This window comes from Streptomyces sp. SM11 (assembly GCF_002910905.1).
GTDB lineage: Bacteria > Actinomycetota > Actinomycetes > Streptomycetales > Streptomycetaceae > Streptomyces.
On sequence record NZ_NEUE01000231.1, the window covers coordinates 1 to 15,802 of the forward strand.

A 15,802-nucleotide genomic window follows, 5' to 3' on the forward strand; every position below is an offset into this window, starting at 1 on the left:
CGGCGGCCAGTTGGTCGCCGCCCCGCGCTCCGCGCCCGGGAGCACCGGGCGGCGGCGGCCCTCGAACCCGTATCTGCGGCTGCTGGCGACGCCCGGGGCCCGGGCGTTCACGGCGGGCAGTCTGATCGCCAGGCTGCCGATGGGGATGCTCGGCGTCAGCGCCATCATCATGATCGCCGGTTCCCGGGACTCGTACGCCCTGGCCGGGGCCGTCACCGCGACCGGTCTGGCGACGACGGCGGTCGTCGCGCCCTTCACCGCCCGGCTCGTGGACCGCTTCGGGCAGGCCCGGATCGCCGTGCCGGCCACCGCGCTCGCCGTGCTGGGCTCGCTGGCCCTGGTGCTCTGCGTGCACTACGAGGCCCCGGCGTGGACGCTGTTCGCCGCGTACGCCGCGACCGCGACGACCCCGAACACCGGCGGGATGGCACGGGCCCGCTGGGCACATCTGCGCCGGGGCGATCCGGCGGCCCTGCACACCGCGAACTCCTTCGAGCAGGCCGCCGACGAGCTGTGCTTCATGCTGGGCCCGGTGCTGGCCGCGACGCTCTGCGGGATGGTGTTCCCGGAGGCGGGCACCCTGGTGGGGGCGGCGCTCCTGATGACCGGCGTCCTGATCCTCGGCGCCCAGCGCGCCACGGAGCCGCCCGTCACCCCCCGCACGAAGACCGTGGTCCCGCCCCTGCGCACGCCGGGAATGCCCGCGCTGCTGGCGGTCTTCCTCGCCACGGGTGCGGTGTTCGGGGCGCTGGAGGTCGTCTCCATCGCGCATGCCGGGGGCGCGATCCTGGCGCTCCAGGCGGCGGGGTCGTGCGCGGCGGGCCTGGTCTACGGCTCGCTGCGGCCCGCCCGGAACGTCCGCCTCAGGCTGCTGCTGTGCCTGGCCGGGATGACGGCGCTGATGTCCCTGCCGCTGCTGGCCGCCGCCGGTTCGGCCTCGCTGCCGGTCCTGGCGTTCTGCCTGCTGCTGGCGGGGGCGGCGACCGCGCCGACCATGGTCACGGGCATGACGCTGGTCCAACGGGCCACCCGCCCTGAGCAGTTGAACGAAGGCATGACGCTCTCGGTGACCGCGCTGCTGGGCGGGGTCGCGGCCGGGGCGGCGGCAGGCGGCTGGCTGGTGGAACACGCGGGGACGGTCCCCGGCTACGCGGCCCCGATGTCCGCGGCGGCCCTCGCCCTGGTCATCGCGGGCGCGGGGACGGTCACGACGGCCTCGTCCCACCCCGCACGGCAGACCAAGGCGACGAACCCGAAGCGGAGTTGACCCGGACCGATGGCTGGGAGAGGCTGATCCGGCCGCTGTTCACGCGTACCGGGGGGACTTCTCGCATGGCGACCACGACCGGAGGTCTGCGCGTCGGACCGGACTCGGCTCCCGACCGCTACCGGCTGCGGCGGTCCATCGGACGCGGCGGCGAGGCGGTCCTCTACCTCGCGGACCTGGAGCTGTCCGGGGAGGCCGAGCCCGTCGTGGTGAAGGTCCTGGACACCCGCACCACCATGACCGCCGAGGGCTTCGCCCGGATCAGCGCCGCCTGGAGCGACCAGGCGGAACTGCTCCGCTTCGTGCACCGGGTCGGCGTGATCGGCGTACGGGAGCACTTCGAGGGCCCGCCCCCGCACCCCCCGGGCCGGGCCGAGGAGAGCACCGGCCGCTGTCTCTACCTGGTGATGAACCACGTGGAGGGCCTGGACCTGCGGGACTGGCGGGCCGAACGCACCCTGGAGACGCCCGCCGAGCGGCGCGAGGCCGTCCGCTGCCTGGAGCAGCTGGCCGAGGTGCTGGACCGGCTCCACTCGGGCACCGCCACCCCGTCGGGCCGCGTGGTGGTGCACGGCGACCTGTCGCCCGGCAATGTGATGGTCGACGCCGACGGACAGGCCACGCTGGTCGACTTCGGGCTGAGCAAGCTCGCCCCCGAACACCGCACGACCGAGGTCTGGTTCACCCCCGGGTTCGCGGCACCGGAGGTGCACGAGGGCGTACGTTCCCCTGCGGCCGACCGGTACGCGTTCGGCGCCATCGCCTACTTCCTGCTCAGCGGCGAGACCCCGCCCGCGGCCCCGGAGCAGCTGCGCGAACGGTTCATCGCCCTGCCGGAGGTCGCCGGCCTGCCGCCCGAGCGGCGGACCGCCCTGCTCACGCTGTACGACGCCGACCCGGCCCGCCGGCCGGAGTCGCTGACCGGATGGGTACGGCAGTTGCGCCCGGCGGTGGTCACGACGACGTCCCGCGCCCGCACCGCCACGGCCCCTCCCCCGCCCACGACCCCGCCGCCGGGGGCCGCTCCGGTCGGGGCCGTGCCGCCGGGGGCCACGCCCTCCGCGCGCCCGCATTACGTCGCGCCGCAGCCACTGCCGACGCAGCCTCCGGTGCCCGTGACAGCGCCGGACGCGAGGCGCCCCCGCCCGAAGTACCTGCTGCCGCTGGGCGCGGCGACAGCCGTGGCGCTGCTGGTGACCGGCGGAGTCCTGGGCTCCCGGTTGGCCTCGGGCGACGGTGACGGCGACACCGCCTCCGGCAAGCGTCCGGAGGCGACCCGCACGGCCACCGAGAGCCCCACGGCGGAGCCGAGCCCCGAGCCCGGCACCCCGTCGGAATCACCCGGGACGCCGACGGCCGGCCCTTCCGGCACCCCGGACGCCGACAGCTCAGCCACGCCCGTCGACCCGCAGCCTCAGTCCCTGACCGCGCTGACGCCGGTCGACGGCATCGATTTCGCCACGGAGCCGGTCGTCCTGAACACCCGGAGCTTCGACACGGCGCTGAGCGTGGGCCTGCCCTGCATGGGAAGGCACTCCACCGAGTACAACCTGGGGCGCGCCTGGTCCACCCTCCGCTTCACCGGTGGCATCTCGGACAGCTCGCCCCAGTCACAGGGCAAGGTGACCCTCCTGGGCGACGGCAAGATCCTGGCCTCCGGAACGCTGTCCCTGGGCAAGGAGCGGGCGTTCGAGGTACCGGTCACCGAAGTGCTGCGGCTGCGCATCACGGTCGACAAGGTCTCGGGCCAGTGCGGTCGCAGAAGCCGGGCCGCCCTCGCCGACCCCGTACTGGAGCCCTGACGCTTTCCTGCACGGGATGCGTCCCGGCACGAGAAAAGCCTCCGCCCCGCGAGTGAACTCGCGGGGCGGAGGCTTACATGGGGTGGTGGAGATGGCGGGAATCGAACCCGCGTCCAACGGTGCGGAACCAGGGCTTCTCCGAGTGCAGTTCGCTGCGCTTTTCTCGGCCCCGGAGGTCACACGAACAAGCCTCCGACAGGCCCAGCCACTGTTTGATTTCCTTCTCGGCCCCGTGGCCGGGCCGAGAAGTTTAGATCCCTAGTTGATGCCAGGATCCGGGTCGGGATCACCCCCGGGCTGACACTCCGCAGAGTCTTCGCTTAGCTGCTAATTAGGCAGCGAGGGCGAAGGCGGAGGAATCGCGCTTGGAATTGGCGATTATTGTTTGCGACATATGGTTTACGAGATCATTGCCGCTTCCTCGACTCGCTTCCCCTGCTTCGACATCCGCTGTCGAAACCGATCATCCCCATGTTGATTTTTCAATCCGCACACCCTCGCTGGGGTGCATGGCCCATCGTACGTGACCAACGCCGGACGATGCCACCGTATTCCTGTCCGGACACCGGCCCCGCCCGGACGGGCCCCGGACGGGCCCCGCTCAGGCGCTGCGCTGCCGCCGGCGGGCCGCCGAGATGGCGCGGTTCGTCTCCCGCGTGTCCTGCTTCTCGCGGAGCGTCTGCCGCTTGTCGTACTCCTTCTTGCCCTTCGCGAGCGCGATCTCGACCTTGACCCGGCCGCCCTTGAAGTACAGCGCGAGCGGCACGATCGTGTGGCCGCTCTCCTGGGACTTCGACTCCAGCTTGTCGATCTCGGCCCGGTGCAGCAGCAGCTTGCGCTTCCGCTTGGCCGCGTGGTTGGTCCAGGTGCCCTGGACGTACTCGGGTACGTGGATGTTGTGGAGCCAGGCCTCGTGGTCGTCGATCTGGACGAAGCCGTCGACCAGGGAGGCCCGTCCCATGCGCAGGGACTTGACCTCCGTCCCCATGAGGGCGAGGCCGCACTCGTAGGTGTCGAGGATCGTGTAGTCGTGCCGCGCCTTCTTGTTCTGCGCGATCATCTTGCGCCCGGTGTCTTTTTCCTTCGCCATAGTGCGGTCATTTTCGCACTACGACCCACCCCCGAGGCCACTCAATACCGTCTCGGCCCGCTGCTGGGCCCTCTCCCGCACCACGAGGTCGGGTGTGATGCCCCTGCCGTCGACGTTGCGGCCCGCCGGTGTGCGGTAATGGCCGACGGTCAGCTCGGCGACCGAACCGCCCGGAAGCTCGCTGGGCATCTGCACGGAGCCCTTGCCGAAGGTGGGCGATCCGACGGTGACCGCGCGCCCCCGGTCCTGGAGCGCACCGGTCAGCAGCTCGGCGGCGCTCATCGTGCCGCCGTCGACCAGAACGACGACCGGCCGGTCCGTGTCACCGCCCGGATCGGCGTACAGAGCCTGCTCCTGACCGCGTACGTCGTACGTGGCGACCAGCCCGCCGTCCAGGAAGGCGGAGGCGGCGACGACTGCCTCGGCGACGAGTCCGCCGGAGTTGGCGCGCAGATCGAGGAGTATCCCGGCCCCGTCAGGGACGTCCCGGACCGCGTCCCGGACGTCGGCCCCGGCCCCCTTGGTGAAGGCGGCGACCTTGATCAGGACCGCCGACGAGGGCTCGGCCCCCAGCCGCCGCACGGTGACCGCCTCGGTGGTCAGCCGGGCCCGCCGCAGGGTCCTGGTCCAGCTCCGGCCCTCCCGGACCAGACCGAGCTCCACCCGGCTGCCCTCGGCCGCTCCCGTACCGTCACCGCGCAGTAACGCGACGACCTCCGAGACGGGGCGCTTGCCGACCGCGCGGCCGTCCAGGGTGCGCAGCAGGTCACCGGTACGGATGCCGGCCCGGTCGGCGGGACCGCCGGCCTGTACGCGGGACACGCTGACCTCGCCGTGCGCGGTGCGCCGGGCGGAGAGCCCGACGCCGGTGTAGGAACCGTCCAGCGCCTGCTCGAACTCCTCGTACTCCCGCTCGTCGTAGACCGCCCCCCAGCGGTCCCCGCTGCGGCTGACGACCTCCTCGGCGGCGGCCTTCACGGACTTACCGTCGGCCTCGGCCGCGGCGGCGGCGTCCTCGATCTCGTCGCGGTCGACCGGGGCGACGGTCGAGGAGACGGCACGGGTGTGCGTCCCGGGCCCGGGACCGGAATCCGGGTCCCGCGGCAGCGAACCGGTCGCGGCGGCGGTGGCGAGAGCACACCCGAAGACCAATGTCAGGGCCGCCCCGCGGCGAAGGCCGCGGGGCCCGAAGCGGTGCGCGGAGCCCGACATGGCGACGAGTCTAGGACAAGCCTCCTGGGGCGCACGGGCGATCGCCCGTGCGCCCCAGGAGGCGTATGTCATACCTTCAGATACTTGCGCAGCGCGAAGAGAGCGGCGATCGCCGGCATCAGCAGACCGATCGCGAGTACCAGCGGGAGCTTGGTGAGCACCGCGTCCCAGCCGATGAAGTTGATCAGGTTCAGCTTCTCCTGGAGCGCGAGGCCGCCGTCGATCAGGAAGTACCGGCCGCCGAGCAGCATGGCGCAGGCCAGCACGCCGCCGATCAGGCCGGCGACGGCCGCCTCCATGATGAAGGGGGCCTGGATGTAGAAGCCGGAGGCTCCCACGAGGCGCATGATGCCCGTTTCACGTCTCCGGCTGAACGCGGAGACGCGTACGGTGTTGACGATCAGGATCAACGCGATGACCAGCATCAGGATCATCACGTAGACAGCGACGGCGTTCATGCCGTTCATCAACTCGAAGAGCTGGTCCAGGATGGACCGCTGGTCCTGGACGGACTGCACCCCGTCCCGCCCGGCGAAGGCCGTCGCGACGACCTTGTACTTCTGCGGGTCGTCCAGCTTCACGCGGAACGACTCCTGCATCTGGTCGGGCGTGATGTTGCCCGCCATCGGGGTGTCGCCGAACTGCTCCTGGTAGTGCTTGTACGCCTCGTCGACCGTCTCGAAGTGGACGGTCTCGACGGCGTCCATCTTCTCCAGGTCGGTCTTGATCTGGTCCTTCTGCTCCTTGGTGACAGCCCCCTTGGCGCACTTGGGCATGTCCTTGGCGTCGTTCTTGTTGCAGAGGAAGATCGAGACGTTGACCTTGTCGTACCAGAAGTCCTTCATCGTGCTGACCTGCTCGCGCATCAGCAGCGCACCGCCGAACAGGGCGAGCGAGAGGGCGACGGAGACCACGACCGCGAAGGTCATCGTGAGGTTGCGGCGGAGACCGACGCCGATCTCCGACAGGACGAACTGGGCGCGCATGGCGTCCTTTCAGTACTCGATGCTCGAAATGCGCGAGAGGCCGGAGCCCCTCGGTCAGTGCTGGTAGCCGTACACGCCGCGTGCCTGGTCACGTACGAGACGGCCCTGCTCGAGCTCGATGACGCGCTTGCGCATCTGGTCGACGATGTTCTGGTCGTGGGTCGCCATGATCACGGTGGTGCCGGTCCGGTTGATCCGGTCCAGCAGCTTCATGATGCCCACCGAGGTCTGCGGGTCGAGGTTGCCGGTCGGCTCGTCCGCGATCAGCAGCATGGGGCGGTTCACGAAAGCGCGGGCGATGGCCACGCGCTGCTGCTCACCGCCGGAGAGCTCACCGGGCATCCGCTCCTCCTTGCCGCCGAGGCCGACGAGGTCGAGGACCTGGGGCACGGCCTTGCGGATCTCGCCGCGGGGCTTGCCGATGACCTCCTGCGCGAAGGCCACGTTCTCCGCGACCGTCTTGTTGGGCAGCAGGCGGAAGTCCTGGAAGACCGTCCCCAGCTGGCGGCGCATCTGCGGCACCTTCCAGTTGGACAGCCGCGCGAGGTCCTTGCCGAGCACATGGACCATGCCCGTGCTGGCGCGCTCCTCGCGCAGGATCAGTCGCATGAAGGTCGACTTGCCGGAGCCGGAGGACCCCACCAGGAAGACGAACTCACCCTTCTCGATGTCCAGCGAGACATCACGCAGAGCCGGTCGGGTCTGCTTCGGGTAGGTCTTGGAGACGTTGTCGAATCGGATCACGGATGCACCACGGTCGGCCGGGAGTAGGTGAGCGTGACCATACGCGAACCGGGCTCACGCGTGCAGGCGGCGTCCGGCAATGGGCGTTTTATGGCGGATCACCCTACAGAACCAAACGGGTCGTGCCGGACCTTGTCCGGCGGGCCGCGCCGAATGCGCGGCGAGCTGGCACAGTGGTGAGGGGAACGGTTGCGTTTCCGTGAGCGTTGTGCGGAGAGAAAGCAGGCAAGCGGCTCCGCCGCGCGGGAGGAGGAATGCGCATGACCTATGACCGACTGGTGTGCGCGAACTGCGCGGCGCCCGTGAGCGAGGGCCGCTGCCGCGTCTGCCGTGCCGTGCGGCAGCAGATGCTGGAGGAGCAGGGCCAGGGCCCGCTGGCCGGGATGAGCCCGGCCATGCTGATCGCCCTGATGGTGGTGCTGCTGACCGCGCTCGCGCTGCTGGCGCACCAAGCGGCCTGATCCGTGCGGCACGGCCCCCGGGGCCGCCCCGCATCCCGCCCCGTCGGGGCTGACAGACGTACGCGTACGGCCGCCTGAGCGGTTCGGGCGCGCAGAAGGGCCCGGGAGGTGTCGTACGCCCTCCCGGGCCCTTCGTCATGCCGTGCCGTGCCGTGTGCGGGCCTGATCTGCGCCCGCTACGCGTCGGTACGGTCCACCACGGTCCGCTACGGACCTAGGCGACCGTGCGACCGCCGCCGACGAGGCGCGGCAGGATGCGGAAGCCGATGCCGCCCGCGATCATCGTCGCGGCGCCGATGACCAGGAAGGTCGTCTCGGCTGCACCGGTCTCGGCGAGCTCTTCCTTGCCCTTGCTCTGCTCGACCGGCTTGTTGCCGACACTGTCGGTGTCGGTGTTGTCGGTGCACTCGGCGCCGTCGAGGTCGACGGTGCAGGTGCCGGCGTCGTCGTCAGGGACCGGGCCTGTCGGGTCCGTGGGGTCCGTGGGGTCCGTGGGGTCCGTCGGGCCTGTCGGGTCCGTCGGGTCCGTCGGGCCTGTCGGGTCCGTGGGGTCCGTGGGCTCCTCCGGGTCCGTGGGCTCCTCCGGGTCCGTGGGCTCCTCCGGGTCTGTCGGCTCCTCCGGGTCCGTCGGCTCCTCCGGGTCCGTGGGCTCCTCCGGGTCTGTCGGCTCCTCCGGGTCCGTCGGCTCCTCCGGGTCGAGCGGGCCGCCCGGGTTGTTCGGGTCCTCCGGGTCGCCCGGGTTGCTCGGCTCCTCCGGGGTGGTCGAGTCGTCGTCCCCGTTCAGGTCCGCCTGGACCTGCACACCGGTGACGCCTTCGGCGTCCACACCGATGCCGATGCCGACCGCCTGCGCGGCACCGGCCGCGGTCAGCGAGGCACCCGCGGCGACAACCGCGCCGGCGGCGATCCGCGCGACGCGAATACGCGTCTTCTTCGTCATGTGTTGCTACCCCCAGTAGCCGATCTCGTCATTGGAGCAGCCGTATGCGGGCCACGGGCTCTTCGGGGAATCGCTCTCGGCAAGGCCACGTCGTGTCGTGGTCACCCCGCCAGCCCCCCCGGTTCACACCCGTCCCGGAGATACGCACGCTGCTCTAGCACCCTGGCCAGAGTTAAGGACTACGTCAAGGCCGTTCCGTGCACTAGGCACCGGTATGGGGGTTCTTGACGGCTATTCGGAAGCCCGACTGTGACGCATCGGGCACAGCCCCTCCGCAACGCGAACGGGCCCGGACAGTCAGCTGTCCGGGCCCAACCTCCGTACCGCCGAGGCTACTTCTCGCGCTGCTTGCGCCAGCGGATGCCCGCTTCGACGAAGCCGTCGATCTCGCCGTTGAAGACCGCTTCGGGGTTGCCCATCTCGAACTCCGTACGCAGGTCCTTGACCATCTGGTACGGGTGCAGGACGTACGAACGCATCTGGTTGCCCCAGGAGTTGCCGCCGTCGCCCTTGAGCGCGTTCATCCTCGCCTGCTCCTCCTGGCGGCGGCGGTCGAGGAGCTTCGCCTGGAGGACGTTCATCGCGGACGCCTTGTTCTGGATCTGCGAGCGCTCGTTCTGGCAGGAGACGACGACGCCGGTGGGCAGGTGAGTCAGACGGACCGCGGAGTCCGTGGTGTTGACGCCCTGTCCGCCGGGGCCCGAGGAGCGGTACACGTCCACGCGCAGCTCGGACTCGTCGATCTCGATGTGGTCGGTCTGCTCGACGACCGGGAGCACCTCGACGCCCGCGAAGGAGGTCTGGCGGCGGCCCTGGTTGTCGAAGGGCGAGATGCGGACCAGGCGGTGGGTGCCCTGCTCGACGGAGAGCGTGCCGTAGGCGTACGGGACCTGGACGGCGAAGGTGGTCGACTTGATGCCGGCCTCTTCGGCGTAGGCGGTCTCGTAGACCTCGGTCCTGTAGTTGTGCCGCTCGGCCCAGCGGATGTACATGCGCTGGAGCTTCTCCGCGAAGTCCGCGGCGTCGACGCCGCCGGCCTCGGCCCGGATGGTCACCAGGGCCTCGCGCGCGTCGTACTCGCCGGAGAGGAGTGTGCGGACCTCCATCTCGTCCAGCGCCTTCTTCACCGACTCCAGCTCGGCCTCCGCCTCCGCCTGGGCGTCGGCGTCGGCCTCGTCGGCGGCGAGCTCGAAGAGGACTTCGAGGTCGTCGATCCGGCCGCGCAGGGTCTCGGCCTTGCGGACCTCGGCCTGGAGGTGGGAAAGCTTGCTGGTGATCTTCTGGGCCGCGTCCGGGTCGTCCCACAGGGACGGCGCCGCAGCCTGCTCCTCGAGCGCGGCGATGTCCGCCCTCAGCGCATCCAGGTCCAGGACGGCCTCAATCGACCCCATGGTCGAGGAGAGGGACTTCAGCTCTTCGGAAATATCGACGACTGCCACGGGTCCAGCGTAACGGCTGGGCGGATGAAGCTTGCCCTCCCCCGTGGGACCGGCTGCCGGCCCGGTGTCCGGGCGAGGGTTCCGGCGTTCCGCGGCGCGGGTTCCCGATGCTCCGTCGCGAGGCCTTCCGGCGGCTCCGCTACGGGGTGGCCGGGGCTGAGTTCTCGCTGTCCTGGGGGGCCGGATCCCCGTCGCCGCCGCCGGTGGCCAGCCAGCCGCCGACCGCGACGGCAGCGCAGAGGGCGAGGGCGGCGACACCGAGGGTGATGCGGCGCTTGCGGACCGCCGCAGCCTTGTTGCGGGCGGAACCGGGCCGGGGCCTGCCCGGGGCGCGGGGGGCGCGGGCCGTCCCGAGCGGGCCGCCCGCCAGCTCGTCCGGGGCCGGGACGCGCATGCTCGTGTGGGTGTCCCGGTTGGAATCGGGGGCGGAGCCGGGCACCAGCGGGACCGCCCCACGGCGGCGGGGCTCGTCGGCCGCCGGAGTGTACTGCTGCTCGTCGTAGGCGGGGAGCTGCGGGTCGCTCTCCTCCGCGTCCGGCTCGTCCACCTCCAGCGGCGGGATGCCCGCCAGCAGGGGCAGCAGGTCGCGGAGCCGTACGGCGAGCTCCGAGGCCCGCAGCCGGGAGGCGGGGGCCTTGGCCAGGCACTGGACCAGGAGCTGCCAGAGCTCCTCGGGGATGCCGGGAAGCGGGACGACGGTCTCGGTGACGTGCCGGCGCAGGACCGCGCCGGGGTGGCCGCCGCCGAAGGGGGTGAAGCCGGCGAGCAGCTCGTAGAGCACGGTCGCCAGCGCGTAGATGTCGACGGCGGCGCGCGGCGGGAGCCCCTCGACGATCTCGGGGGCCAGGTAGTCCGGCGTGCCGATGATCTTCGTGGCCTTGGTGCGGCGCGGGGTGTCGATCAGCTTGGCGACGCCGAAGTCGGTGAGCAGGGCGGGATGGGCGCCACCGGGGCCTATCGGACCCTCCATGTCGAGCAGGATGTTCTCCGGCTTGACGTCCCGGTGGACCACCTGGGCCTTGTGCGCGGCGGCCAGCCCGTCGGCGACGTCCGCGATGATCGCGACGGCGGCCTCGGGGGCGAGGCGGCGCTCGCGGTCCAGGCGGGTGCGCAGGTCGGTGCCGCGTACGAGCGTCATGACCAGGGCCAGGTCGTTGCCGTCCACGACGAGGTCCCGGACGGCGACCACGTGCGGGTGGTCGAGTCCGAGCAGGGCGGTGCGCTCCTGCACGAAGCGGCCCACGAGCTCCTGGTCGGACGCGAGGTCCTCACGGAGCAGCTTGATGGCGACCGGGCCCTCGGGCCCTTCGCCGAGCCATACCGTGCCGGCGCTGCCGCGCCCCAGGATCTGGTGGGCCGTGTACCGGCTGCCGATATTCCGTGCCAAGACTGCTCCCTCAGCGGCTGGCGGTGGACCCCCGGCCGACAAAGTTACGCGGCGTTCGGGGTGTCACGTGCCCTGGATGGCACCGACCTTCACTTCTCCGGGCCAAATAGACCCGGAGAAGTCGACAAAGGGACAGAGTTACGGGGCGAGATCTCACCCCGGAGCGGTCCGGGCGGGTTTACCCCGCCGTCACGGGTCAGGCTCCGCCCGAGCCGCCGGCGCTGTCGCCGACCGTGGAGATCCAGTCGGTGACCGTGCCGATCGCGTCGCCGACCGCTTCCCAGTAGCCCTTGCCCTCGGCGACCCAGCCCTGGAGCGGGGTCAGCTCCCAGATGAGCCAGCCGGCGATGACCAGGAGCACCACGGTGAACAGACAGCCCTTGAGGCAGCCGAGGCCGGGGATGCGCATCGGGTTTGCACCGCGCTGCCTCGGCGGACGCGGCTCGCGCGGCGGGCGTGCGGCCGGCTGTTGGGGCTGTTGCGGCTGCGGGGGCGCGTACTGCTGCCGCTGCGGCTGCTGGTAGCGCTGTGGCTGGTGCTGGTTCTGCGGCGGGTACTGCTGATGCTGCGGGGGCGGCTGACGACGCTGGGGCGGCTGCTGCTGCTGGTGCTGCTGCTGCGGCGGCCCCTGGCGCTGCGGGCGGCGGCGCAGCGGGTCCTGGCTCGGGTCGAGGTGCTGGACCTGGGTCTGCTCGTTGCGGTCGCGGGCCGCCTGGAGCTGCGACTGCCAGGGGTGCGGGACGTCCGGCTGCGGCTGCCCGTCGGGGCGCTGCGGCACGGGCGGCATGACGGCGGTCGGGTCGGCGTGGCCGCCGGGACCCTGGCCGGGGCCGCCCTGGCCCCCGGGGCCGGTCTGTGGGAGCACGCTGGTGGCGGCGGCGGGGTCGAAGGAGCCCGCGTTGCTCGGCAGCACCTGCGTGGGGTCGGCCGCGCCCGGGGTCTCCGGGACGGCCGTGGGTGCCGGGTCGGGGGCGAGCAGGGCGCCCACGCCGTCGGCGGCGGCGATCTGGGCGGAGTTCGCGTGGACGCCGACGCCCGCGGCGACCGTACGCAGGCCGCGGGCCAGGTTCTCGGCGCTGGGCCGCCGGTCCGGGTCCTTGCTCAGGCAGCGCTCCATGACCGTCCACAGCGGTGCGGGGACGGTGGAGGGCCGGCGGGGCTCCTCGCTGAGGTGCCGGTGCAGGACTTCGAGGGCGGTGCCCCCGGCGAACGGCGGGCGGCCGGTGACCAGCTCGTACAGCAGGATGCCCGCGCCGTAGATGTCGACGGCGGAGGTCTGCGGGCGGCCCTCGGCGGACTCCGGCGCCACGTAGGCGGGGGTGCCGACGAACTCGTGGGTCCGGGTCAGGCCCGGGGAGTCGGCCAGGCGCGCGATGCCGAAGTCGGTGAGCATCGGGTGCATCTGGCCGTCGCGCTCGTCGAGCAGCACGTTGGCGGGCTTGAGGTCGCGGTGGACGACGCCGTCGGCGTGGCTGGCGGCGAGCGCGTCCGCGATCTGCGCGGTGAGCAGCGCGGCGGCGACCGGGGTGAGCGGGCCGTTCTCGCGGAGGTAGCGGTGCAGGTCGGGGCCGTCGATCAGATCCATCACCAGGGCGAGGAGATCGCCCTCGACGACGAGGTCCCGGGTGCGCACGATGTTCGGGTGCGTGAGCCGCAGCAGGACGGAGCGCTCCCGCAGGAACCGCATCACGACATCGGCGTCGTTGGCCAGTTCCTCCTTGAGGACCTTGATGGCCACGGTCTCGCCGGGCTGACCCGCGACGGCCGCCTCGGCGCCCGCGGTCTCCCGCTGGCGGGCTCGCCAGACGGTGCCCGTGGCGCCGCGTCCGAGCGGTTCCTCGAGCAGGTACTTGCTGCCTACCGGCCGCACGTCATGCGCTCCCTGCTGATCGTGGTGCTTGCGGTCCCCCAGAGGGTGCCCGAATGTTCCGGCCCACTCTAATGCCGCCGAACGGGGCACCGGGGGCTCATGTTTCGAGGGAAGACGCGCAGACCGGGCAGAAGGTTGCCGCACTGCCGTCCATGGATCGGTCAAACGGTCGGCCACGAGTGCGGGTTTCCGGCCGGCGTGCGGCAGACAGCCGCCAGTACACCCCTCCGAGCGTCGGGATCCGGACGCAAGCAGGCGCTTTTGCGCCCACAGCCGACCATTCAAGATCATTTAAAGGTGACCGCCGGGCGTGTTGTCAGTGGCAGGTGCGAGGATGCCTCCAGCACGGATCTGCGGGGTCGGAGTCTCGCGGTACGTGACGACCTGTACGGACGACGTGTCCGTGCCGGGTGGGGGGAATCACAGGGCGTTTCCCCTGCCGGGCACCCCCGCGCAGAAGGGACCGCTGACGGCGATGCAGATCCGGCTGACCGTCCTCGCGCCGCGCAGCGGCCAGACCCCGGCGCGCACCTGCGACGTGCTCGTCACCGCCCCCGCCGGGACGGCCCTGGCCGCCGTCGCCTCCCAGCTGGCCTCCGCCGTGGCGGGGCCCGAGAGCTCCCAGGGCGGCGGGGCGGTCGTGCTGTTCGCCGGACGGGAGCGGCTGGACGGGCACCGCGTCGCGCTGGGCGAACCGCCCCTGGTGGACGGTACGGTCCTCTCGCTCCAGGTCCCCGGCGACGACGAGGCGACGGACGACGCCGTGCCGGCCCAGCTCCACGTGGTGGCGGGGCCGGACGCGGGCGGGGTCCACCTGCTGCACGGCGGGCAGATCCGGATCGGCCGCTCCGCCGACGCGGACGTGCCGCTCGACGACCCGGACGTCTCCCGGCTGCACTGCACGGTGACGGTCTCCGACGACGGCCGGGTCTCGGTCGCCGACCTCGGTTCGACGAACGGCACCTCCCTGGACGGCGTCGAGGTGCGCGAGCGGCCGGTCCGGCTCGCCCCCGGCGCGCTGCTGCGGCTCGGCGAATCCGCCCTCCGTCTCACGGCGGGCTCCCGTCCGGCGACGCTGCCGACCGCCCCGGACGGCGAGGGACACCTGCGGGTGACCCGTGCCGAGACGGGTGCCTTCGCCCCGCGCGACGGCACCGGTACGCCCTTCGGCACGCGCACCCCCGATCACGGCGGCCAGGGTCCCGGCCACGCGTACGACGCACCGGCCTCCCCGTACCCCTCTTCCCCTTCCTCGTCCGCGTCCGCCGGTTCCGCGGCGTCCGCCCCCGACGAGGACTCCTGGCCGGAGCACGCCGAGGCCGGGCCGGGCGCGTATCCGGGACACGTCGGCCACGCCCGCGGTGAGGAGTTCGCCGACGCCCCGGTGCCCCGGCGCGGCATAGGGGCCTGGGCGAGGCGGTTCAAGGGCGGCACGAAGGGCGAGCAGGCGACGGGCCCGGAGACGGGGGCCGGCAGAACCGGGCCCTCCGCCGGCCCGGACGCGTACGGCGCTTCCCGCACCCCGGACGATCCGGGCGCCCCGGCGGGCCACGGATCGTCGGCGTACGGATCCGGAGCGTACGGCTCAGGGACACCCGGACCGGAGACGTACAGCCCGGAGACGTACAGGTCGGAGACGTACGGACCAGGGACGTACGGCTCCGCAGCGAGCTCCTACGGCTCCCCGGCCGGCTCCCCCGACCACTCCGGCGGTCCGTCGGGTGCCGGGCATCTCGCCTCCCCGGCCTCCCCCGGCTCTCCCTTCTCCGCGCTGCCCTCCGCCCCCGAGGGCACCTGGCCGGATCCGGCCGCCGTGCTGCTGACCGCGCTCGGCCCCGGGCCCCGGCTCTGGGAGCGCCACCCGGAGCACCCGGAGGCGCTGGTGGTGCGGCTCGGCACGACCGACCGGGCCGAGGTGCCCGCCGTGCCGGTGACCGTGGGGCTGCGGGAGGCCGGTTCGCTGGGGCTCGCCGGTCCGCGCGCCCGGCTGGCGGGGCTGGCCCGCGCGACGGTGGCGCAGCTCGCCGCGCTGCACTCCCCGTTCGACCTGGAGATCGTCCTCATCAGCACCGACCGCTCCCGCCCGCTGGAAGAACGGCGGCGCGAGTGGTCCTGGCTGGGCTGGCTGCCGCATCTGCGCCCGACGCACGGGCAGGACTGCCGGCTGCTCCTCGCGTACGACCGTGAGCAGGCGGCCGCCCGTACGGCCGAGCTGGTACGGCGCCTCGACGAGGGCCCCCTCGGTCCCGGCTGGCCGCATCTGGACCGGGCCTCGGTGGCCGAGGCCGCCCGCGCCCACACGGGCCCGCACACGGTGGTCGTCCTGGACGGCGACCCCGGTACGGCGATGCTGCGCGAGACCACGGCGCGGCTGGCCGGGGCGGGCGCGGCGGCCGGGATCCATCTGATCTGCCTGGCCGAGACCCCGGCCGCCTCCCCCACCTCACCTGTGTCCGCGACGTACGAGGCCGCCTGCCGGGCCTCCATCGCCTTCCGGGAGTGCGGGGCCGTCGCGATGCTGAGCGGGGACGTCGCCACGGCGTTGCGCCTGCTGCGCACGGCGGGCGGGCAGGCCGCGGGACACGGGACGGTGGCCGCCGTGGA

Annotated in this window: 12 protein-coding genes and 1 other RNA gene; 4 read left to right on the forward strand and 9 right to left on the reverse strand. The window is 72.4% G+C overall.

Going from position 1 to position 15,802, the window contains the following annotated elements; translation table 11 throughout:
- Together B9S58_RS24030 and B9S58_RS24035 are read left to right on the forward strand one after the other, a co-directional pair.
- Positions 1–1,267, forward strand: a 1,267-nt coding sequence (locus B9S58_RS24030; RefSeq protein WP_258044955.1) for an MFS transporter, incomplete at its 5' end; no start/stop codon positions are given.
- A 65-nt stretch (positions 1,268–1,332) separates the two neighbouring features.
- Positions 1,333–3,069: a phosphotransferase gene (locus B9S58_RS24035; protein WP_219818908.1), complete on the forward strand. Its 1,737-nt coding sequence runs from the start codon at positions 1,333–1,335 to the stop codon at positions 3,067–3,069.
- Positions 3,070–3,152: 83 nt separating this feature from the next.
- Here the strand turns inward: B9S58_RS24035 and ssrA are convergent.
- From ssrA to ftsE, 5 genes are all read right to left on the reverse strand, one after another.
- Positions 3,153–3,540: a transfer-messenger RNA gene (gene ssrA / locus B9S58_RS24040) on the reverse strand.
- Positions 3,541–3,670: 130 nt separating this feature from the next.
- Positions 3,671–4,159 (reverse strand): SsrA-binding protein SmpB, encoded by a 489-nt coding sequence (gene smpB, locus B9S58_RS24045; protein WP_103534146.1) that lies wholly within the window; start codon positions 4,157–4,159, stop codon positions 3,671–3,673.
- 18 nt (positions 4,160–4,177) lie between these two features.
- Positions 4,178–5,371, reverse strand: coding sequence for a S41 family peptidase (locus B9S58_RS24050; RefSeq protein WP_103534147.1), 1,194 nt, complete (start codon positions 5,369–5,371; stop codon positions 4,178–4,180).
- Positions 5,372–5,439: 68 nt separating this feature from the next.
- Positions 5,440–6,357 carry a permease-like cell division protein FtsX gene (gene ftsX / locus B9S58_RS24055; RefSeq protein ID WP_103534148.1) on the reverse strand — a complete coding sequence of 306 codons (918 nt, stop codon included), beginning with the start codon at positions 6,355–6,357 and terminating at the stop codon, positions 5,440–5,442.
- Positions 6,358–6,411: 54 nt separating this feature from the next.
- Positions 6,412–7,101 (reverse strand): cell division ATP-binding protein FtsE, encoded by a 690-nt coding sequence (gene ftsE, locus B9S58_RS24060; protein WP_003968787.1) that lies wholly within the window; start codon positions 7,099–7,101, stop codon positions 6,412–6,414.
- 260 nt (positions 7,102–7,361) lie between these two features.
- Between ftsE and B9S58_RS24065 the strand changes: the two genes are divergently transcribed.
- Positions 7,362–7,562, forward strand: coding sequence for a hypothetical protein (locus tag B9S58_RS24065; protein ID WP_030087514.1), 201 nt, complete (start codon positions 7,362–7,364; stop codon positions 7,560–7,562).
- A 214-nt stretch (positions 7,563–7,776) separates the two neighbouring features.
- Here B9S58_RS24065 and B9S58_RS38495 read toward each other — a convergent pair whose 3' ends face one another.
- The 4 genes from B9S58_RS38495 to B9S58_RS24085 form a co-directional block, all read right to left on the reverse strand.
- Positions 7,777–8,502 (reverse strand): LPXTG cell wall anchor domain-containing protein, encoded by a 726-nt coding sequence (locus B9S58_RS38495; protein ID WP_219818909.1) that lies wholly within the window; start codon positions 8,500–8,502, stop codon positions 7,777–7,779.
- 332 nt (positions 8,503–8,834) lie between these two features.
- The gene (gene prfB, locus B9S58_RS24075) at positions 8,835–9,941 is read right to left on the reverse strand and encodes a peptide chain release factor 2 (RefSeq protein ID WP_103534149.1); all 1,107 of its coding nucleotides are present in this window, start codon (positions 9,939–9,941) and stop codon (positions 8,835–8,837) included.
- Positions 9,942–10,080: 139 nt separating this feature from the next.
- Positions 10,081–11,328, reverse strand: a complete 1,248-nt coding sequence (locus B9S58_RS24080; RefSeq protein WP_103534150.1) for a serine/threonine-protein kinase — start codon at positions 11,326–11,328, stop codon at positions 10,081–10,083.
- Between the two features lie 196 nt (positions 11,329–11,524).
- Positions 11,525–13,198: a serine/threonine-protein kinase gene (locus B9S58_RS24085; protein WP_103534151.1), complete on the reverse strand. Its 1,674-nt coding sequence runs from the start codon at positions 13,196–13,198 to the stop codon at positions 11,525–11,527.
- 475 nt (positions 13,199–13,673) lie between these two features.
- Here B9S58_RS24085 and B9S58_RS24090 point away from each other — a divergent pair.
- On the forward strand, positions 13,674–15,802 hold a 2,129-nt coding region (locus B9S58_RS24090; protein ID WP_146063556.1), incomplete at its 3' end, for an FHA domain-containing protein.

Bases quoted from the DNA above. Each gene is read 5' to 3' on its own strand.
- B9S58_RS24035 (WP_219818908.1), top strand. From the start codon at position 1,333: ATGGCGACCACGACCGGAGGTCTGCGCGTCGGACCGGACTCGGCTCCC.
- smpB (WP_103534146.1), bottom strand. From the start codon at position 4,159: ATGGCGAAGGAAAAAGACACCGGGCGCAAGATGATCGCGCAGAACAAG.
- B9S58_RS24050 (WP_103534147.1), bottom strand. From the start codon at position 5,371: ATGTCGGGCTCCGCGCACCGCTTCGGGCCCCGCGGCCTTCGCCGCGGG.
- ftsX (WP_103534148.1), bottom strand. From the start codon at position 6,357: ATGCGCGCCCAGTTCGTCCTGTCGGAGATCGGCGTCGGTCTCCGCCGC.
- B9S58_RS24065 (WP_030087514.1), top strand. From the start codon at position 7,362: ATGACCTATGACCGACTGGTGTGCGCGAACTGCGCGGCGCCCGTGAGC.
- B9S58_RS38495 (WP_219818909.1), bottom strand. From the start codon at position 8,502: ATGACGAAGAAGACGCGTATTCGCGTCGCGCGGATCGCCGCCGGCGCG.